Below are 16,994 nucleotides of genomic sequence, written 5' to 3' on the forward strand. Positions count from 1 at the left end.
CGCGGGCGGGGTTTGACGGCGTCGCCGGTGGGGTATTCCCCAACCCCGCGATTCCACGCTGCCCCCGCCGCCCGGTCGAGTCATGGGCCGTGGTCGCCCGGCCCGGGCTGTGAGGCAGCGATGACCCATGACGGCACCGCCGGGACGACCCGGCTCGAAGCGGCAAGTCTCGGCGCGACGGTCTCCCGGCCGCCGTGGACGGCGTTCGCCCTGGTCCTGGTCGTCGTCGCGGACCAGGTGACCAAAGCGTGGGCCTGGCGCGAAGTACCCCGGGCGCACATCAACTACGGCGGCAACCCGCTGGTCGGGCCGGTCGTCGGCGCCTGGTACGCCGGTCCGGTGACGGGGGCGGTGCTCGACCTCCTCGGCAGCGCGACGCTGACGGCCGCCGTGCTGCTCCTCCTGCGCCGCCGGCACCCGGTGCTCCTGCGGGCGCCGGCCGCGCTGGCGATCGGCGGCTGGACCAGCAACCTGCTCGACCGCCTCGGGCTGCACCACCTGTCCGCGCCGGGCAGCGTCCGCGGCGCCATCGACTTCGTCCCGCTCGGCAAGTACACCTTCAACGTCGCGGACTTCTTCATCATCGGGGCGACCTTGGTGTTCGCCCTCGCCCAGGGCTACCGGTGGGCCACGGCGAAGCTGTCCCACGCCGGCGCCGACATCCCCCGCCCGCCGCTGCGGCTGCGCACCCCGGCGCGGATCCTGACCGTCACCGGCGCCGCCGTGCTCGTCGCCGCCGTGACGCTCGGGGCCACCCACTACGGCGGGGCGACACATCCCCCTCGCTACCACCGGACCGCCGAGACCCGGTGAGCCGGAGGCTCAGTCCGTGGCGCGGTGGCGCCACGGGTTCCCCGCGGTGAGCCGGGCGGTGAAGCCCGTCTCGTCGCGGTGCAGGGTCACCTGGCTGCAGATCTGGTGCGCGATCCACAGGCCGCGGCCGCCGATGTGGCGGTCGGCGGGCAGCAGGCCGGCGAACGGGTCGGCGGGGCCCTCGCCCGTGTCGTGCACGGTCACGACCACGTGGTCGGCGTCCGCCCAGATCCGCAGCACGACGGGCGGCCTGCCGTGGCGCGCCGCGTTGTCGACGATCTCGCTGACCGCCAGGACGAGGTCGTCGATCTCGGCGGCGGGCAGGTCGGTCCCGGTGAGGGCGAGCACGGCCCGGCGGGCGGCCGAGGGCGGCGGGTCGGCGAGCTCCACGAGCGGGGCGGTGTGCTGGATCGGGTGGAGCGTCATCGGCCGGGGATCGGCCAGGAACGCCACCGGGTCGACGAAGTCCGCGTTGCCGTGGCGCCCGCCGCCGGACGTGGCGACGAAGGGGTGCGTGCGGGCGACGTCGTCGAGCACGTGCGGCGGGGTGGTCCGCCTGTCGTAGGCGCAGATGGTGCGCAGCGGGAACTCGTCGTAGGCGTGGTTGACCGCGGCCTCGTAGCGGGCCCACCAGTCCCACGACGTGTCGATCGCGACGCGCGGGAGCTCGCCGAGGATGCGAATGCCCGCGGCGCCGTTGGCGACGAGCCCGGCCATCAGCTCGCGGTAGGACTTGATCGCGGCGGCGGGCCGCGCGTAGTGGTCGTCCGCGGTCAGGTACTGCGCGCCCGCCGACGGGGCGAGTGCCCGGCGCACCAGCTCGGCCCGGTCCGGCGTCAGGGACACGAAGGTCGGCTCACCCGCGGCCAGCCCGCTTTCGAGGAACGGCACCGCGACGGCGAGCAGTTCGGCGTCCGAGCCGTAGCTGACGGCGGCGTGGTCGTGGCCCCGGCGGGTGGTCTTCGGCGCGGCGCTCACGACCCACGCCCCACGCGGACACCGGGCAGGCCGCGGACCGGGGAAACCGGCTCGCTGTCCCGTTGTGTCGCCCTCTGCACGGTCCGAGAGTACGCCGCCGCCCCACGCCCCGGAACGGCGATGCGGGACCGTCAGCGTCGCCCGGAAAATCCTTCACCGACTGCGGTCCGCGTGAGCACGCTCGCGGTGTGCACGATGCTCTCGACGGCCTCCTCGGCGGGCAGCCCGTGGAGGTCGGTGAGCCCGAAGAGCGCCTCGGCACTCATGACGACCGCGAGGTCGCGCTTCAGCTGAGCCACCGCCCGCGCGCCGAGCCCGGCCAGCTCGGCCGGCGGGGCCAGCGCCGCCTCGATGAGGCCGAAGCGCAGGCCGGGCCGGGGGGTCGGGCCGGCGGGGCGGGTGATGGTCGCCGCGATCATGGCGCGGACCGCGCCCTCGTGGAGCAGGACGTGCCGCAGCAGGTGCTCCGTCGCGGCGGCGACGCGGACGACGGGATCCGCCTGGCCGGCGAGCGGCGCGAGCGCCTCGGCCGGGTCGAAGAGCGTTCCCGCGACGGCTTCCCGCAGGAGGCTCGCCAGGTCCGGGAAGTAGCGGTAAGCGGTCGCCTCGGACACCTCCGCGGCCTTGGCGACCTCGGGCATCGTCACCGCCCGGCCGGCCCGGACGAGCTCGGTCGCGGCGTCCAGGATCGCGTTGCGCGTCCGCCGCTTCTGGTTGACCCGTCCGCCGTCCATCACCGCCGCCTTTCCTACCTGAGCCAACTCTCATCATAAGAGTCCACTTGCACGAACGCCAGATGAGGGTTTACCTTCTTCGTGAAGGTTGACTCTCATAAGGAGCGGAATGACACGCATCGCGATCGTCGGGCCCGAAGACGGCGAGCTCACCCTGACGGGCCCGATCCGGCTGCGGATCCTCGAAGACGGCAGCACCACCGGCCACCGCCTGGGCCTCGGCGAGATCGTCGTCGCCCCGCACACGCCCGGCCCGCCGCAGCACCGGCACGCCCAGCACGACGAGGGCTTCTACGTCGTGCGCGGCACGGTCCGCTTCACGGTGGGCGAAGAGACCCACGACGCCCCGGCCGGAAGTCTCGTCATGGTGCCGCCGGGCGCGCCGCACACCTTCGCGAACCCGGGCGACGAGCCCGCGGTCATCCTCAACACCTTCACCCCGGACCTCTACGTCCAGTACTTCCGCGACCTGCGCGCGTTCGCCGCCGAGGCCGGCCGGCCCGCGCAGGGCGACGAAATCACCGGGATCATGGCCCGCTACCACACCGAACCGGCGACGACGTACGCGAGCGAGACGCCGGTGAGCACCGACGTCCGGCTCGGCGACGGCGTGGTCGTCCGGGTCGAAGAGCGCGGTGCCGGGCGGCCGGTCCTGCTGCTGCACGGCGGCGCGGGCCCGGCTTCGGTGGCGGGCCTGGCCGCTCTCCTCGCCGCGCGCGGCTCGCGGGTGCTCACGCCGGTCATCCCCGGCTTCGACGGCACCCCGGCCGCCGGCGGTGTGACCGGCGTTCCCGGGCTGGCCCAGGTCTTCCGGCGACTGCTCGGCGAACTGGGGCTGAGTGACGTCCTCGTCGCCGGCAACTCGGTCGGCGGGTGGATCGCGGCGCAGATGGGCGTCGACGAGCAGGCGGCCCGCGACGCCGGGGACGCTTCGGCGCACCGCATCGGCCGGCTCGTGCTGCTGGACGCCGTCGGGATCACCGTCGACGGGCACCCGATCACCGACCTGTCGACGATCCCGCCGGACAAGCTCGCCGACTTCGTCTTCCACTCCCCCGACCGCTTCCGGCTGGACCCGAGCCTGCTGCCGCCCGAGCGCCTCGCCGCGATGCGGGGCAACGCCGCGGCCCTGAACGGCTACGCCGGCGACCCGTACATGCACGACCCGGCGCTGCGGGCCCGGCTCGAATCGGTGCGGCTGCCGGTTCGGGTCGTCTGGGGCGAAAGCGACGGGATCGCCGACCTGTCCTACGGACGGGCCTACGCGGCGGCTTTCGCCGGGCAGGACGACGAAGGCGCCGAGTTCGCGGTCGTGCGCGAAGCGGGCCACCAGCCGCAGCTCGAACAACCGGACCGCGTCGCCGACCTCGTTCTCGGCGCCTGAGGGGAGCCGTCATGGTCGTCTCCCCGCCACGCCCCGGCCCGGCCGCGGCGCCGATGAGCCCGGCGCGGCTGCGCGCGGCGTTCGCGGTGCTGCTGCTCGGCATGCTGCTCGCGATGCTCGACACCACCGTCGTCGGCACGGCGATGCCCACGATCGTCGGCCAGCTCGGCGGCCTCGACCGGCTTTCGTGGGTCGTCACCGCCTACACCCTGACGACGGCCGCCTCCACGCCGATCTGGGGCAAGCTCGGGGACCTCTACGGACGCAAACGCGTGCACCTGAGCGCGATCGCGCTCTTCACCCTCGCCTCCGTGGCGTGCGGGTTCGCCCAGGACATGACGCAGCTGATCGCGTTCCGCGCGGTCCAGGGCCTGGGCGGTGGCGGGCTGGCCGTCGGCGCGCTGTCCCTGATCGGGGTCCTGGTCCCGCCGCGCGACCGCGGCCGCTACCAAGGCCTGACGGCGAGTGTCATGGCGGCCGGGCAGATCGGCGGGCCGCTCTTCGGCGGCTTCGTGACCAGCTTTCTGGGCTGGCGCTGGAACTTCTACCTCAACCTCCCGCTCGGCTTGGTCGTGTTCGCGGCCACCGCGGTCGTCCTGCTCGTGCCGCCGGTGCCCCGGCGCCGGGTGCACCTGGACGTCGCGGGCGCGCTGCTGCTCACGACCGCCGTGACCGGGCTGCTCCTGCTCACCACCGGCACCGGGCCACTGGTGGTGCTGGTGCCGGTCACGGTCGTGGCGTTCGGGGCCTTCGTGGGCGTGGAACGGCGAAGCCGCGAACCGGTCCTGCCGCTGAGCCTGTTCGCCGAGCGCAACATCCGGCTGACGACCGTGGTGGTCTTCGTCGTCGGCGTGGTCAGCTTCGGCACGATCACGTTCGTGCCGCTGTTCCAGCAGACCGTGCAGGGCGCGTCGGCGTCGGGTTCCGGCACGCTGCTCCTGCCGATGACGCTGGCCGTCGTGGTCGCGTCCCAGGTGGCCGGGCGGGTGAGCAGCCGGACCGGCCGGTACCGGATCTTCCCGATCGTCGGCGCGTCGGCGATGGCGGCGGGGTGCGCGGTGCTCGCCACCGGCCACACCGGCACACCGGTCTGGCTCACCAGCGGCGCGCTCGTGCTCGTCGGCGCCGGCCTCGGCCTGACCACGCAGCTGATGACCTTGATCGCCCAGAACACGGTCCCGGCGGCGGAGATCGGCGTGGCGACGGCGAACACGACCATGTTCCGCACGATCGGCGGCGCGGTCGGCACGTCGGCGTTCGGCGCGCTGCTGGCCACCGGCCCGCTGGAGACGGGGATGCCGCGCGTCTTCACCGTCGCCGCCCTCGCCGCCGGGCTCGCGGCCGTTGCCGCGTGGCGCATCCGGGAGGTCCCGCTTCGCTCGACCTCTCGGTGACGCGTCGTTTTCAAGCTACATTGGCGAAATGCGGAGATCCGGGGTCGCGCTCGCGGCCGCACTCGCTTGCGCCGCCTGCACGGCTCCCGCCCCCACCGCCGGTCGCCCGGCGAAGTTCACGACCGCCCGGTCTGCCACGACTGCGGTGACCACGGCAAGCCGCCGTTCACGCCGCCGGCGTCGCCCGCGAAGATCACCGCGGAGCTGCTTCGTCCCCGGCGCCCAGTTCCGGTGCCGCTACGAGGGCAAGTACGTGACCCCGTGGATCATCGCGTCGGCCACTTCCTACGTCCCGGCCAAGTCGATGGCGAACTACCGGAAATGCTGCACCGGGCCGGTGACGTCGCTGCGCATCTACCTGCGCAAGCACCGGGACGAGGTCTGCACCACGCTGGCGACGATGCTCGCCGACCGGCTTTAGCGGAGGATGTCGCGGGTCAGCTCGAGCTGGCCGTGGTGCTGCGCCAGCTCTTCGTACACGTGCTGCAGCGCACCGCCTTGGGACCGGCCTGCCGGGGTGTCCGCGTACTTGGCGGGCGCCGGGGCGCGCAGCGGCTCGGCGGGCTCGGCCACCGTCAGGTCGGCGCGCAGCTGGTCCTTGGCGGCGGCCACCCGCTCGGCCAACACGCTCACCGGGCCCGACGCGGTGAACTCCGCGTCCCGGTCCCGCTCCACCGCGCGGCCGGCGACGAGCGAGCCGGCCCAGAACTCGAGCACGCCCAGGCAGTGCGTGACGATCGCGTAGGGCGTGTTCGCGCCGGGCAGGGGTGGCCGCCGGTTGGCCCGGTCGTCGCCCAGCTCCGCGAGGATCGCCGCCATCCCGTCCAGGGCCCGGCCGGCGAACCACAGGTAGTCCTCGTCGCTGATCCGCATCCGTGCTCCCTCACCCGTCGAAGCCGGTGGCGCCGTCGACCTGCTCGCGGAGGATGTCCGCGTGCCCGGCGTGCCGCGCGGTCTCCTCGATCAGGTGGACGTAGATCCACCGCAGCGAAACCCGGCCGAGCCGGGGCGAGGGCACGGTGTCGTCGAGCGCGAACCTCGCGGCCACCCGCCGGGATTCCGCGCAGGCGCGTTCGTAGTCCGCGACGAGGACCTCGACGTCGGTGCCGTCGTCGACGGTCCAGCCGTCGTCCGCCGCGCCGGCCACGGGCCGCCCGTCCAGGACGCCGGTGAACCACTCCCGTTCGACCGACGCCAGGTGCCGCACGAGCCCGGCGAGGGTCGTCGGCGAGGGCACCAGCCGGCGGCGCGCCGCTTCCGCGGGCAGACCCGACACCTTCCGGACGACTATGCCCCGGTACAGGTCCAGGAACGTTTCCAGCACCTCACGTTCGCCGCCGGCGGCGACCTGCTCGTCCGGGGTAAGCGGTGGCGTCACCCCCCGACCTTACGGCGTGGCTGTGGATCGGCTTAAGAAACACCCCGCCGGCTCGCCGCGACGCGGTCGCGCGCCGCAGGATCGGGGCATGGTGGTGCTCTCCGAACGAGCGGCCGTCCGCCGGCTGCACGACCGCCTCGGCTTCGGGCCCCGGCCCGGTGATCTCGACCGGGGCTTCGCCGAGACCCGCGACCGGCTGCTCGGCGCCGGCCCGGACGCCGGGGCGGCCGCGACGCCGATGCCCGACCTCGGCCCGCCGCCGGACAAGCCCGGCAAGGACGCGGACCAGGCCGCGAAGCAGCAGGCGAGGAAGCAGGTGCAGGCCCAGGCGGCACAGGCCGCAGACTGGTGGCTGGACCGGATGGCCGCCGCCGACGTCGCGTCGGTGGAACGGCTCACCTGGTTCTGGCACGGGCACTTCGCCACCAGTGAACAGAAGGTCCGCAGCCCGCGGCTGATGCTCGCGCAGAACCGGACCCAGCGCGAGCACGCGCTCGGCGGCTTCACCGACCTGGCCCGCGCGATGGTCGTCGACCCGGCGATGCTCCTGTGGCTCGACGGCAGCAGCAACAAGGCGGGCAAGCCCAACGAGAACCTCGCCCGCGAGTTCATGGAACTGTTCACCCTCGGCGTCGGGCACTACACCGAGGACGACGTCCGCGAAGCCGCCCGCGCGCTCACCGGCTGGTCGGCCAAGCGCGACACCGACGGCGCGAAGCTGGTCGCCAAGCGGCACGACGACGGCGTCAAGAAGATCCTCGGTGCCACCGGCGACTTCGCCGCGCAGTCCTTCGTGGACCTCGTGCTGAGCCGGCCGGAGTCGGCGGCGTTCGTGGCCGGGCGCGTCTGGTTCCGGCTCGTGTCCGCGACGCCGCCGCCCGCGGACACCCTCAACCGGCTGGTGGCCGCCTACGGGCGGGGCCGCGACATCCGGGCGTTGCTGCGCGCGGTCACCGACGAGCCGGCGTTCCGCGACAGCGCGACGTCGCTGGTCAAGCAGCCGGTCGAGTGGCTGGCCGGGCTGCTGCGCGCCCTCGGCGTCCGGCCGGGCAAGCTCGACGACAAGACCCGCGCGCAGCTGCTGACCGGGCTGCGCGGGATGGGCCAGGTGCCGTTCCAGCCACCCAGCGTCGGGGGCTGGGCGGCGGGTGGCGCCTGGCTGACGACGTCCGCGGGCGTCGCGCGGCTGCACCTGGCGCAGCAGGTCACCGAGCACGCCGACCTCGGCGCGGTGACGAAGGCGCGCGACAAGGTCGCCGCGATCGGGGACCTCCTCGGCGTGGACGCCTGGTCCGACCGGACCCGGGCCGCGCTGGCCGGTGTCGCCGGCAACGTGCGTCAACTGTCCACAGTGGCCGCTTGTGCCCCCGAATACGCAGTGAGCGGGTGACGATCGTGCAGCAGGTGAACCGACGCCGGTTCCTCACCGCGACCGGGGTGACGGCCGCGGCCGCGCTGGCCGCCGGGGCCACCCAGGTCGACTGGGGCCGGCTCATGTCGGCCGCCGGGGAGAACCCGCTCGACCCGGACGCGGGCGTCCTCGTCGTCGTCACGCTCTACGGCGGCAACGACGGGCTCAACACGGTCGTGCCGGCCAGCGACTCCGCCTACGTGAACGCCCGGTCGGAGCTGGCGTACAAGCCCGAAGAGGTGCTCGACCTCGGCGAGGGCCTCGGACTCAACCCGGGCATGAAGGGCTTCAAGAGCCTCTGGGACGGCGGGCAGCTCGCCGTGCTGCGCGGGGTGGGCTACCCGAAGCCGGACCACAGCCACTTCCGGTCGATGGCGATCTGGCAGACCGCGTCGCCGGAGACGTCGGTGCCGACCGGCTGGCTCGGCCGCTGGCTGGACGCCACCGGCGACGACCCGCTGCGCGCGGTGTCCGTCGACCCGGTGCTGCCGCCGATGCTGGCCGGGGAACGGACCGCCGCCGCGTCGCTGCCGGTCGGCGGGCTGAAACTGCCGGAAGGCGCGCTGGGCAAGGCGTTCGAGGGCCTCGGCGCGGCGCAGGCCGGCGAGGGGTTCTGGCAGGCGCGCGCGGCGCGTTCGGTGAACGACCTGCACCGTGCGGTCACCACCCTGGGCGGGTCCACAAAGGACAAGGGGAAGACGCAGCCCCGCAAGGGAGAGCTGGCCGCGCAGCTCGACGTCGTCGCCGGTCTGATCGAAGCGGGCGTGCCGACGCGGGTGTACTCGGTGTCGCTGGGCGGGTTCGACACGCACGCCGACGAACGCGGCACCCAGCAGCGGCTGCTCACCGAGCTGGACGGCGCGCTGACGCCGTTCGCCCAGCGGCTGGCGAAGTCCGACCGCGGCAAGCAGGCGACGGTGCTGGTGTACTCGGAGTTCGGCCGCCGGGTGACGGCCAACGCGAGCCAGGGCACCGATCACGGCACCGCGGGCCCGGTGTTCGTGCTCGGCCAGGGTGTCAAAGGCGGGTTCCACGGCGCGGAGCCGAGCCTGACCGACCTCGACGACGGCGATCTCAAGCTCACCACCGACTTCCGCGACGTCTACGCGAGTCTCGTCGAGGACGTGCTGGGAACGGACGCGGGTCAGGTGCTGCCGGGCCACAGTGGACGCATGGCCGGCCTGTTCACCTGACGCGGCTCCCTCCCGGCCCGGAGGTCATGAACGACTCTTTCATGGCGTCGGACGAGATGAACGAGTCGTTCATGACACCGGAGGCAGCCCGGCCAGCCGGAACCGCGCTCCCCCGCCCGGCGCGGCCTCGCACCACAGGTCACCACCGTGGGCACGGGCGAAGCCGCGGGCGATCGGCAGCCCGAGGCCGGATCCCCCTTCAGCACCGCGGGCCGCGTCGAGACGGACCAGGCGGTCGAAGATCCGCTCGCGGTCCGGGCCCGGCACACCCGGCCCGGTGTCGGTCACGACGATCCCGTCCCCGGTGACCTCCAGCGAGAGCGTGCCGCGACCGTCCATCGCGCGTACGGCGTTGCCGGTCAGGTTCGCCACGATCTGCGTGAGCCGGGCGCGGTCGCCGAACACCCGCGTGTCCGGGCCCGAGACCATGATCTCGACGTCCGGCGCGGTCAGCCGCACCTGCTCGGCCTGCCCCCGCGCCAGTTCGAGCAGCGGAACCGGGGTCCGCTCGAGCCGCGCGCCGGCGTCGAGCCGGGCGAGGTCCAGCAGGTCGGCCACCAGCTTCCCGGCCCGCCGCGACTCGCGGACCACCAGCAGCTGCAGGTGCTCCCGCTGCTCCGCGGGCGCGTCGGGCGGCTGCTGCAGCAACGCCTCGGCCGCGGCCTGCACCCCGGCCAGCGGGGTTCGCAGTTCGTGGGCCGCGTCCGCGACGAACCGGCGGGTGCGCTCCTCCGAGGCCCGCGCCGTCCGCTCCGCCCCTTCGAGGGCGTCGAGCGCGGAGTCGAACGCAGCTGCCGCGCGACCCAGCTCGGTGCCGGTCTGCTCCGGCGCGAGCCGGCCCCCGCGGCCGCCGGAGACGATCGTGCGCGCCAGCCGCGTCATCGCGTCGAGCGGCGCCAACGCGAACCGGACGGCCAGCAGCAACGCGACCGCGGCGACGAGCAGGGCAGCGACGCCGGTGGCGAGCAGCACCCACCGCAGGCTTTGCTCGGCCGCCGCCACGAACGACTCGTCGGCGGTGAGCGTCAGCTTCGCGCCGTCGATCCGCGCCGGACCGGACAGCGTCGCCCGCACCTGGCGGATCCGGTCGTCGGCCGGCAGGTCCGCCGCGCCGAGGAACATCCCGTCCGGCAAGGCCAGCGACGCCCGCACGCCCCGCGTCTCCAAGCGCCGCAGCAGGTTCTGCGGGGCCACGTTCTGCTTCGCCAGCTGCTGGGCCAGCTGCACCCGCGCGGTGAGCACGGCGTTGACGTCCCGCTCGGCCTGCGCGCGGAACACCGTGTCGACGACGATCCCGACGGCGACCAGCACGACCGCCAGGACCACCAGCACGGTGACGGTGACCCGGCGGCGCAGCGACGTCGTCCGCAGGCCGGTCACGAGTTCCCGCGCAGGACGTACCCCTGGCCCCGGACCGTGTGCAGCACGCGCGGGCCGTGCGCCTCGAGCTTGCGGCGCAGCGCGCTCACGTTGACCTCGACGAGGTTCGCCGCGTAGTCGCCGTAGCCCCACACCGCGGTGAGCACCTGCGTCTTCGACACCACCCGGTCGCGGTGTTCGGCGAGGTGCACGAGCAGCTTCCACTCGGTCGAGGTCAGCTCGACGTCGGCGGCGCCGTAGCGGACCCGGCCGCCCTCGACGTCGACCACCAGCTCGCCGATCTCGATGGTGGGCCGGGTGCGGCCGGTGCGGCGCAGCACCGCGGTCACCCGCGCGACGAGCTCGGCCAGCACGAACGGCTTCACGACGTAGTCGTCGGCGCCTTCGCCCAGGCCGCGCAGCCGGTCTTCGACGCCGTCCCGGGCGGTCAGCATCACCACGCCCGCGGCCGAGTGCCGCCGGACCACCCGCAGCAGCTCGAACCCGTCGCGGCCGGGCAGCATGACGTCGAGCACGACGAGGTCGGGCCGGGCGCGGGCCAGCTCGGCTTCGAGCCCGGCGCCGTCGGCGCACGCCCGGACCGCGAACCCGGCGGTGGTCAGCGCGGCCGCCACCGGCACGCGGATCGCCTCGGCGTCCTCGATCACGAGGATGCGCGGGGCGGTCGGCTCGTCCACCCGTTCAGCCTAGTCTTCGCCCCCGCACAACGGCCGCGCTCGCCGTTGGATCTCCGCGAACAGCTCGCCGACGCGGGCGCGCATCTCCGGCCCGCCGTCGCACCCCGACCAGAACCGGCGGACCGCCCCGACCAGGCGGTAGCACGCGTCGACCGGGACGAGGAAGCATTCCGTGATCCGGTCCGTCCCCCGGAACACGATCGCCTCGACGTCCGGCTCCGCCACCGCCAGCAGGGGGTGGCCCGCGGTGAGGTCCGCCCAGAGGTCGAGGGGCAGCACGGTCTCGGCGGCGCCGGCCGGGCCGGGCTGGAACGCCGTGACGCGCGTGCCGCGGCGCAGGACGAACGCGAACCCGGCCGGGACACCGAGCTCGCGCCAGTCGAGGCAGGCGACGGGGTGCCGGGGGTCCCACAGGTAGCGTTCCGGCACCGCGCGGTAGGGCGCGTCCCCGCGCACGCACCGGGTGAACAGCAGGAAGCACGCGCGGCAGGAGCACAGCAGGCCCCGGCGGCCGGTGTCGACCAGGTGACCGTGGCGGCCGGCCACCGGCGTCCCGCACAGCTCACAGCGTTCCGGCCGCACCGCCTGCCGGGCCCGCACGGCCGGGAAAGATCCACTGTGGACACTCATGACGCACGCCCCGGCGGTCCGACGCCGATCTGGTACAGCGCGGTGACGTACTCGACGCCGGTGACCTCCGGCGCGGCGTCCCGGACGGCGAATTCCACCGCGGACCGGGGCACGGGCGAGCAGCCGCCACCGAGCCACACGCGCACCACCCCGCCGTCGGTGCCCAGGTACCCGACGTCCCCGTCCAGCCGGTCCAGGGCCCGCCGGACCCGGGTGGGCACGTCGAGGGGATGCAGGTCGTGCAGCACCAGCAGGTCGGCGACGACGTCGTCGGCGGCGACCGAGCCGAGCAGGCCGGGAGCGTTCTCGCGCAGGACCTCGACGACGCGGGCCAGGCCTTCGCCGTACAGGTCCGTCAGCTGCCGGACGAGCTCCTCGGTGGGCCGCCGGTGCTCCCCGGCGAGCAGGGTGCCCAGCAGGGTCCCGAGACGGGCCCGGGCCGCGGGTGTCACCGGTTCCCCGCCGTCCGGATCTCGCGCAGGATGCGGATCGCCGACCCGGCCACGCTGTTCGTCGCCGTCGGCACCCCGGCGTCGGCCGGGTCCTCCATGAACGGCATGAACTTGTCGGGGAACCCGGGCATGGTGCAGCCGATGCAGATGCCGCCGACGTTCGGGCAGCCGCCCACGCCGTTGATCCACCCGCGCTTGGGCACGTTGCACCGGACGACCTGACCCCAGCACCCCAGCTTCACCAGGCAGCGCGGGGAGTCGTGGCGGTCGGCGAACTCCTCCTGTTCGTAGTACCCGGCGCGGTCGCAGCCTTCGTGGACGGTGTTCCCGAACAGCCACTTCGGTCGCAGCGCCTCGTCGACGTCGATCTGCGGCGCGCTCCCGGACGCCTGGAAGAGCAGGTGCAGGATGGTCTCGGAGAGGTTGTCCGGCTGGACCGGGCAGCCGGGCAGGCACACGATCGGCAGCCCGGCCCACGACTTCCAGTCCCGGCCGAGGTACTCGGGCACGCCCATCGCGCCGGTGGGGTTGCCCGCCATGGCGTGCACTCCCCCGTAGCTGGCGCAGGTGCCGACCGCCAGGATCGCCATCGCCCGGGGCGCCAGCCGGTCGAGCCATTCGCTCGCCGTCACCGGCTGCCCCGTCTCGGGGTCGGTGCCGAACCCGCTCCAGAAGCCTTCGGCCTTGTTCGACTCGTCGGCGATGGACCCTTCGACGATCAGGATGAACGGGTCGAGCTCCCCGCGGGCCGCGCGGTGCCACCATTCGATGAAGCTGTCCCGGCCGCCGTCGGGCCCGCTCTGGAAATCGAGGAATGGCCAGTGCATGGCGATCTCGGGGAGGCCGGGAAGCCCGCCGAGAACGATCTCTTCGATACTGGGCTGGGTGGCCGCGGTGAGGGCCACTGATTCGCCGTCGCAGCTCAGCCCGCCATTCATCCACAGAATATGGACGGTGGGTGGTGGATTTCCGGAGCCGGCTTCCGTGGCGCTGACCATCGTTGACTCCTTCGCCGCGGTCGCGAGAAGAGGCCACCGTAGTCCCGTCCGGCAGGTGCGGCAAGACCGGTCCGGACACACCTGACCGACCGGCGGAACAAAACCGGACGTCCGCGCTTCGCGTTTCCGCGACTACACTGAACACCTCCGCGGAAGGGACATTGATCGAAATGGAATCGGCCGGCCGGTCGCAGGGGAAGTCGATCGAGGTCGTGCCGGTCGAAATCGTCACGAAGATCTTTCCGGCCCGCCCGTCCGCGGTTCCGCACATCCGGGAGTTCGTCCAGCGCTGTCTCGGGGACGCGCCGCTCGCCGACGCGGAAGATCGCGAAATCGGCAACACGATCCTGCGGGCCCTGCTGACCGCCGCCGGACCGTCCGGGGTGCTGGAGGTCTCGTGCCGGAAGTACCCCGGCCGCGTCGAGTTCGACGTGCTCCCCTCCCACACGCGGGCCGCCGGCCCGGACGTCCCGCCGCTGGAACCGGCCGCCAGCTTCGCCGAGTGGCTGACCGAGGCGCTGCGCAGCCGGGGGATCACCAAGGAGACCGCCGCCGAGCAGCTGGACGTGTCCCCCAAGACGCTGACCCGCTGGCTCGGCGGGCAGACCGAGCCTCGCCTCCGCGACCTGCGCCGGATCGAAGACCGGTTCGGCGACGTCCGGCTGCGGCGGGAGACAGAAGTGTCCTAGGCGCTGTCCTGGCCCCCGGCGGGCATCGCCAGCTCGATGGTGCAGCCCGCGGCGTCGGAGCTGACGTCGAGCCATTCGCAGATCCGGTCGGTCATCCACAGGCTGGTGCCGGCGGGCCGGAGGCCGTAGAACGCCGGGCCGTCGACCGGCCGGTCGCTGTGCAGCGTGCACACCACCCGGCCGGCCGCCGGCCGCACCCAGACGGCCGCCCGGTCGATGCCGTGCTCGAGCAGGTAGGCGATCGCTTCGCCGACCGCGACGCCGAACAGCGTCGCCGTGTCCTCGGACCGGAGCAGAGCGCTCGCCTTGTCCAGCACGTGCCGCCGGACGGCGACCAGATCGCCCTCGAAGCGGAAGAAGTCGGCGGCGGAGCCCGGCGGCGCCGGGAGGCCGGCGCCACCGGCCTCCCCGGGCGGGGCGAACTCGGCGGACGGCCGGGCCTCCCCGCCCACGACGCACTCGGGGTGGGTGCGCCGGGCGTGCTCGACCGCGCCGGCGTCGAGGGTTCTCGTGTCGTACGGGCAGATCAGCCAGATGTGGGTGCCGGCCAGGGACACGTTGAACTCCGCTTCGGCGCGCTGCCACGCGGCCTCTTCGCGAGGACTGCCCGCCCGGACGGGCTCGGCGAGGACGCGGACGGCGCCGGTCGGCGCGGTGGACCGGTGCCGGTGCCAGTAGCGGCGCAGGGCGTTGGCCAGCTTCGCCGGCCGGCGGCCGATGTAGGCCGACTCGGCGAAGGCGATCCGGTCGGCGTCGGCGCCCATCACGGCGTGCAGCAGCTCCAGGTTGGCCGCGGTCGTGGTGACCAGCACCGGTTCGCCCCGGCGCAACCCGTCCTGCGCGAACGGGACGGCCATCGCGAGGAACTCGGCGTCACTGCCGTAGAGGCACCACTGGTGCCGGAAGCGGGGTCCCGGAGTAGTCCCGTGCACGAAACCTCCTGAAGCCGTCGCCGATCGCTCGTCACGATCATCGTGGTTCCCCCGGAATTACCGCAGATCGCTGGGAGCGTACTCGACGGCACCCGATCCGGCTATTACCCGGCGAATTGATTGCACCCGTTCGGAGCAATTGCCGCCACGCCACCTGCGCGCGGGCATCGGCAGCGCGGGGAGCAGTGGCGCCGGGGAGCGAAACCGCTGCGACACAGCAGGTCACCGGCCAGATGTGTCTCAGCGTGAACGACGTCGGACACTACTGTCCACAGGCTTCGGGAACGCATCGGAAAACCATTGTGACCAAGTGTTCGAAGAACAATTACCGCCATTCCGGCCAGGTGGGGTAATTGTTTCGGCCCGCAGCGGACGGAAACGGGACCGGCGCGCGCGCCGGGCGGCGACCGGCGGGGACGACGAAGGGGCCGGCCGAATGCCCGCTCGCGCGGTGCATCCGACCGGCCCCGATGTCGTTCTCGAACCGGTCCGGTCAGGACGAAACTTCCAGCTCCAGCCCCATGATCCGGAAGGTGCGCCGGCGGCGGAGCCAGCCGCGGGCGGGCGCGCCGTCCGGGAGCTCGTCGAGGAAGGCCTTGCGCTGCGCCGACGTCGTCGAGCGCCAGCGCATCGCGAGCACCGGGCGGACCGGCGCGATGAACGGGCGCACCCGCTCGTGCGCGCCGGCCACCCGGATCTCGTAGTCGGGGTCCGGCCGGTACGCGAGATCCAGGTCGATCAGCGGCTCGGCGCCGCCGGCGCGGTGGTGGCAGCGCGACAGCACCCGCGCGAGCTCGTCCAGCGCGAGCTGCAGGGTGCAGGGCATCTGGTCCTGCCAGCGGCCGAGACTCGGGGCGTTCACCACCGCCGCCGTGACGTCGGCCGCGAGCACGACCAGGGCCCGGACCGGCGTCCCGGCGAGCTCCACGCGGATCCGCCGCCCGTCCGCGTCGACGGAGAAGCGGAGCACCCGGTCGGCCACGACCGCGCCCGACCGCAGCCGCACCCACTCCTCGACGGCGTCGGGCGACGGGCAGGACGACACGAAGGTGAACGCGAGCTCGTCGCCGGCGAGGCTCATCGCCACCGGGAACAACGAACCGAGGTCGTGCATCAACGCCGAGCCGATGACGAGTGCGGCGCGGGAGCCGCCTCCGGTCATCGCTCTCTCCTCCCTGGGCTACACCTGCAGGTCGCCTTCGATGCGCTTGAGGTAGTGGCGGGCCAGCGCGAGGTTCGCCCGCTCCCGGTCCAGCACCAGGTACAGGAACAGCGAGTTGCGCGAGGTGTTGATCAGCCGGATCAGGTGGTACTGGCGGTGCAGCGTGATCAGGATGTCCTCGATGGAGTCGTTGAGCGCGAGCGAGGACATCACCCGCAGCTTCGCCCGCACGACCTCGGTGTTGCCGGCCGCGGCGACCTCCAGGTCGAGCCACTCGCCGCCACCGCTGGTGCCGAGCGACATCCCGCTTTCGTAGTCGACCAGCGCGACGCCGACGGCGCCGGCGATGGACATGGCTTCCTTGAGCGCGGTATCGATGTTCATCATGATGCTCTTCCTTCCGTTGAACCGTCTTGCTACGCGGCCAGGATCGTGCCGATGCGCTCGATGACGGGCCGGGACTCGAAGAGGAGGCGCCCGACGTTCAAGCCCTTGTCCCCCAGGACGACCATCAGCGCCAGCCGGCCCACCGCGTACACGGCCATGTAGCCGTCGCTGCCGAACACCACGGTCTGGCTGAGCGTGCCCTTCCCGGTCATCTCGGCGGCCTGGCGCGCGATCCCGAGATCGGCGGCGGCGAGCGCGGAGATCTTCGCCGGATCGATGTAGTCGACCGCGTCGGCGATGATGGGAATCCCGTCGACCGCGGCGAGCACCGTGCCCGTCACGCCGGCGACGCTTTCCCGGAGATTGCGCAGCTCGGCGGCCAGTGCGTCGAAGTCCAATTCA

20 protein-coding genes are annotated in these 16,994 nt (G+C 73.4%); 7 read left to right on the forward strand and 13 right to left on the reverse strand.

Features of this window, described 5'->3' with window-relative positions:
- The first annotated feature begins 120 nt into the window (after nt 1–120).
- The gene (locus tag AB0C38_RS30285) at nt 121–813 is read left to right on the forward strand and encodes a signal peptidase II (protein ID WP_360679803.1); all 693 of its coding nucleotides are present in this window, start codon (nt 121–123) and stop codon (nt 811–813) included.
- Nucleotides 814–822: 9 nt separating this feature from the next.
- Here the strand turns inward: AB0C38_RS30285 and AB0C38_RS30290 are convergent, their stop codons facing one another.
- Nucleotides 823–1,791 carry a sensor histidine kinase gene (locus AB0C38_RS30290; protein WP_360679806.1) on the reverse strand — a complete coding sequence of 323 codons (969 nt, stop codon included), beginning with the start codon at nt 1,789–1,791 and terminating at the stop codon, nt 823–825.
- A gap of 131 nt (nt 1,792–1,922) precedes the next feature.
- Nucleotides 1,923–2,525, reverse strand: a complete 603-nt coding sequence (locus AB0C38_RS30295) for a TetR/AcrR family transcriptional regulator (RefSeq protein WP_360679809.1) — start codon at nt 2,523–2,525, stop codon at nt 1,923–1,925.
- A 109-nt stretch (nt 2,526–2,634) separates the two neighbouring features.
- On the opposite strand from AB0C38_RS30295, the gene AB0C38_RS30300 reads away from it, so the two are divergent.
- The 3 genes from AB0C38_RS30300 to AB0C38_RS30310 all read left to right on the forward strand — a co-directional run bounded on the left by AB0C38_RS30300 (nt 2,635) and on the right by AB0C38_RS30310 (nt 5,724).
- The gene (locus tag AB0C38_RS30300) at nt 2,635–3,909 is read left to right on the forward strand and encodes an alpha/beta fold hydrolase (protein WP_360679812.1); all 1,275 of its coding nucleotides are present in this window, start codon (nt 2,635–2,637) and stop codon (nt 3,907–3,909) included.
- A gap of 11 nt (nt 3,910–3,920) precedes the next feature.
- The gene (locus tag AB0C38_RS30305; RefSeq protein ID WP_360679815.1) at nt 3,921–5,303 is read left to right on the forward strand and encodes an MDR family MFS transporter; all 1,383 of its coding nucleotides are present in this window, start codon (nt 3,921–3,923) and stop codon (nt 5,301–5,303) included.
- 253 nt (nt 5,304–5,556) lie between these two features.
- Complete coding sequence (locus AB0C38_RS30310; RefSeq protein ID WP_360679818.1) at nt 5,557–5,724, forward strand: hypothetical protein; 168 nt, start codon at nt 5,557–5,559, stop codon at nt 5,722–5,724.
- On the opposite strand, the gene AB0C38_RS30315 is transcribed toward AB0C38_RS30310, so the two are convergent.
- Both AB0C38_RS30315 and AB0C38_RS30320 read right to left on the reverse strand, forming a co-directional pair.
- Nucleotides 5,721–6,176, reverse strand: a complete 456-nt coding sequence (locus tag AB0C38_RS30315; protein ID WP_360679820.1) for a DUF664 domain-containing protein — start codon at nt 6,174–6,176, stop codon at nt 5,721–5,723. The two genes, AB0C38_RS30310 and AB0C38_RS30315, sit on opposite strands and share 4 nt — an antisense overlap.
- A 10-nt stretch (nt 6,177–6,186) precedes the next feature.
- Nucleotides 6,187–6,681: a DinB family protein gene (locus tag AB0C38_RS30320; protein WP_360679822.1), complete on the reverse strand. Its 495-nt coding sequence runs from the start codon at nt 6,679–6,681 to the stop codon at nt 6,187–6,189.
- Between the two features lie 88 nt (nt 6,682–6,769).
- Between AB0C38_RS30320 and AB0C38_RS30325 the strand changes: the two genes are divergently transcribed.
- Together AB0C38_RS30325 and AB0C38_RS30330 are read left to right on the forward strand one after the other, a co-directional pair.
- On the forward strand, nt 6,770–8,071 hold the full coding sequence (locus tag AB0C38_RS30325) for a DUF1800 domain-containing protein (protein ID WP_360679824.1): 1,302 nt from the start codon (nt 6,770–6,772) through the stop codon (nt 8,069–8,071).
- Nucleotides 8,068–9,285, forward strand: coding sequence for a DUF1501 domain-containing protein (locus tag AB0C38_RS30330; protein ID WP_360679827.1), 1,218 nt, complete (start codon nt 8,068–8,070; stop codon nt 9,283–9,285). Before AB0C38_RS30325 ends, AB0C38_RS30330 begins: the two co-directional genes overlap by 4 nt.
- Before the next feature lie 69 nt (nt 9,286–9,354).
- On the opposite strand, the gene AB0C38_RS30335 is transcribed toward AB0C38_RS30330, so the two are convergent.
- Genes AB0C38_RS30335 through AB0C38_RS30355 form a run of 5 tightly spaced genes read right to left on the reverse strand, consistent with a single transcriptional unit; the run spans nt 9,355 to nt 13,422 of the window.
- Entirely contained in the window at nt 9,355–10,665 is a 1,311-nt protein-coding gene (locus AB0C38_RS30335) for a HAMP domain-containing sensor histidine kinase (RefSeq protein WP_360679830.1), read from the reverse strand.
- Nucleotides 10,662–11,342, reverse strand: a complete 681-nt coding sequence (locus AB0C38_RS30340; protein ID WP_360679833.1) for a response regulator transcription factor — start codon at nt 11,340–11,342, stop codon at nt 10,662–10,664. Before AB0C38_RS30340 ends, AB0C38_RS30335 begins: the two co-directional genes overlap by 4 nt.
- A gap of 9 nt (nt 11,343–11,351) precedes the next feature.
- Nucleotides 11,352–11,972 carry a DUF5947 family protein gene (locus AB0C38_RS30345; RefSeq protein WP_360679836.1) on the reverse strand — a complete coding sequence of 207 codons (621 nt, stop codon included), beginning with the start codon at nt 11,970–11,972 and terminating at the stop codon, nt 11,352–11,354.
- The gene (locus tag AB0C38_RS30350; protein WP_360679838.1) at nt 11,969–12,424 is read right to left on the reverse strand and encodes a NifU family protein; all 456 of its coding nucleotides are present in this window, start codon (nt 12,422–12,424) and stop codon (nt 11,969–11,971) included. The genes AB0C38_RS30345 and AB0C38_RS30350 overlap by 4 nt, the downstream gene beginning before the upstream one ends.
- Nucleotides 12,421–13,422: a hydrogenase expression protein HypE gene (locus AB0C38_RS30355; protein ID WP_360679841.1), complete on the reverse strand. Its 1,002-nt coding sequence runs from the start codon at nt 13,420–13,422 to the stop codon at nt 12,421–12,423. Before AB0C38_RS30355 ends, AB0C38_RS30350 begins: the two co-directional genes overlap by 4 nt.
- Nucleotides 13,423–13,592: 170 nt before the next feature.
- Between AB0C38_RS30355 and AB0C38_RS30360 the strand changes: the two genes are divergently transcribed.
- Complete coding sequence (locus AB0C38_RS30360; protein ID WP_360679844.1) at nt 13,593–14,111, forward strand: helix-turn-helix transcriptional regulator; 519 nt, start codon at nt 13,593–13,595, stop codon at nt 14,109–14,111.
- On the opposite strand, the gene AB0C38_RS30365 is transcribed toward AB0C38_RS30360, so the two are convergent.
- The 4 genes from AB0C38_RS30365 to AB0C38_RS30380 all read right to left on the reverse strand — a co-directional run bounded on the left by AB0C38_RS30365 (nt 14,108) and on the right by AB0C38_RS30380 (nt 16,990).
- Nucleotides 14,108–15,043 carry an MEDS domain-containing protein gene (locus AB0C38_RS30365; protein ID WP_360679847.1) on the reverse strand — a complete coding sequence of 312 codons (936 nt, stop codon included), beginning with the start codon at nt 15,041–15,043 and terminating at the stop codon, nt 14,108–14,110. The two genes, AB0C38_RS30360 and AB0C38_RS30365, sit on opposite strands and share 4 nt — an antisense overlap.
- 493 nt (nt 15,044–15,536) lie before the next feature.
- Nucleotides 15,537–16,205 (reverse strand): hypothetical protein, encoded by a 669-nt coding sequence (locus tag AB0C38_RS30370; protein ID WP_360679850.1) that lies wholly within the window; start codon nt 16,203–16,205, stop codon nt 15,537–15,539.
- A gap of 18 nt (nt 16,206–16,223) precedes the next feature.
- Nucleotides 16,224–16,589, reverse strand: coding sequence for a hypothetical protein (locus tag AB0C38_RS30375; RefSeq protein WP_360680008.1), 366 nt, complete (start codon nt 16,587–16,589; stop codon nt 16,224–16,226).
- 32 nt (nt 16,590–16,621) lie between these two features.
- Nucleotides 16,622–16,990: a roadblock/LC7 domain-containing protein gene (locus AB0C38_RS30380; RefSeq protein ID WP_360679853.1), complete on the reverse strand. Its 369-nt coding sequence runs from the start codon at nt 16,988–16,990 to the stop codon at nt 16,622–16,624.
- Nucleotides 16,991–16,994: the final 4 nt, after the last annotated feature.

The sequence above is a fragment of the Amycolatopsis sp. NPDC048633 genome, assembly GCF_040650695.1.
Taxonomy (GTDB): domain Bacteria; phylum Actinomycetota; class Actinomycetes; order Mycobacteriales; family Pseudonocardiaceae; genus Amycolatopsis.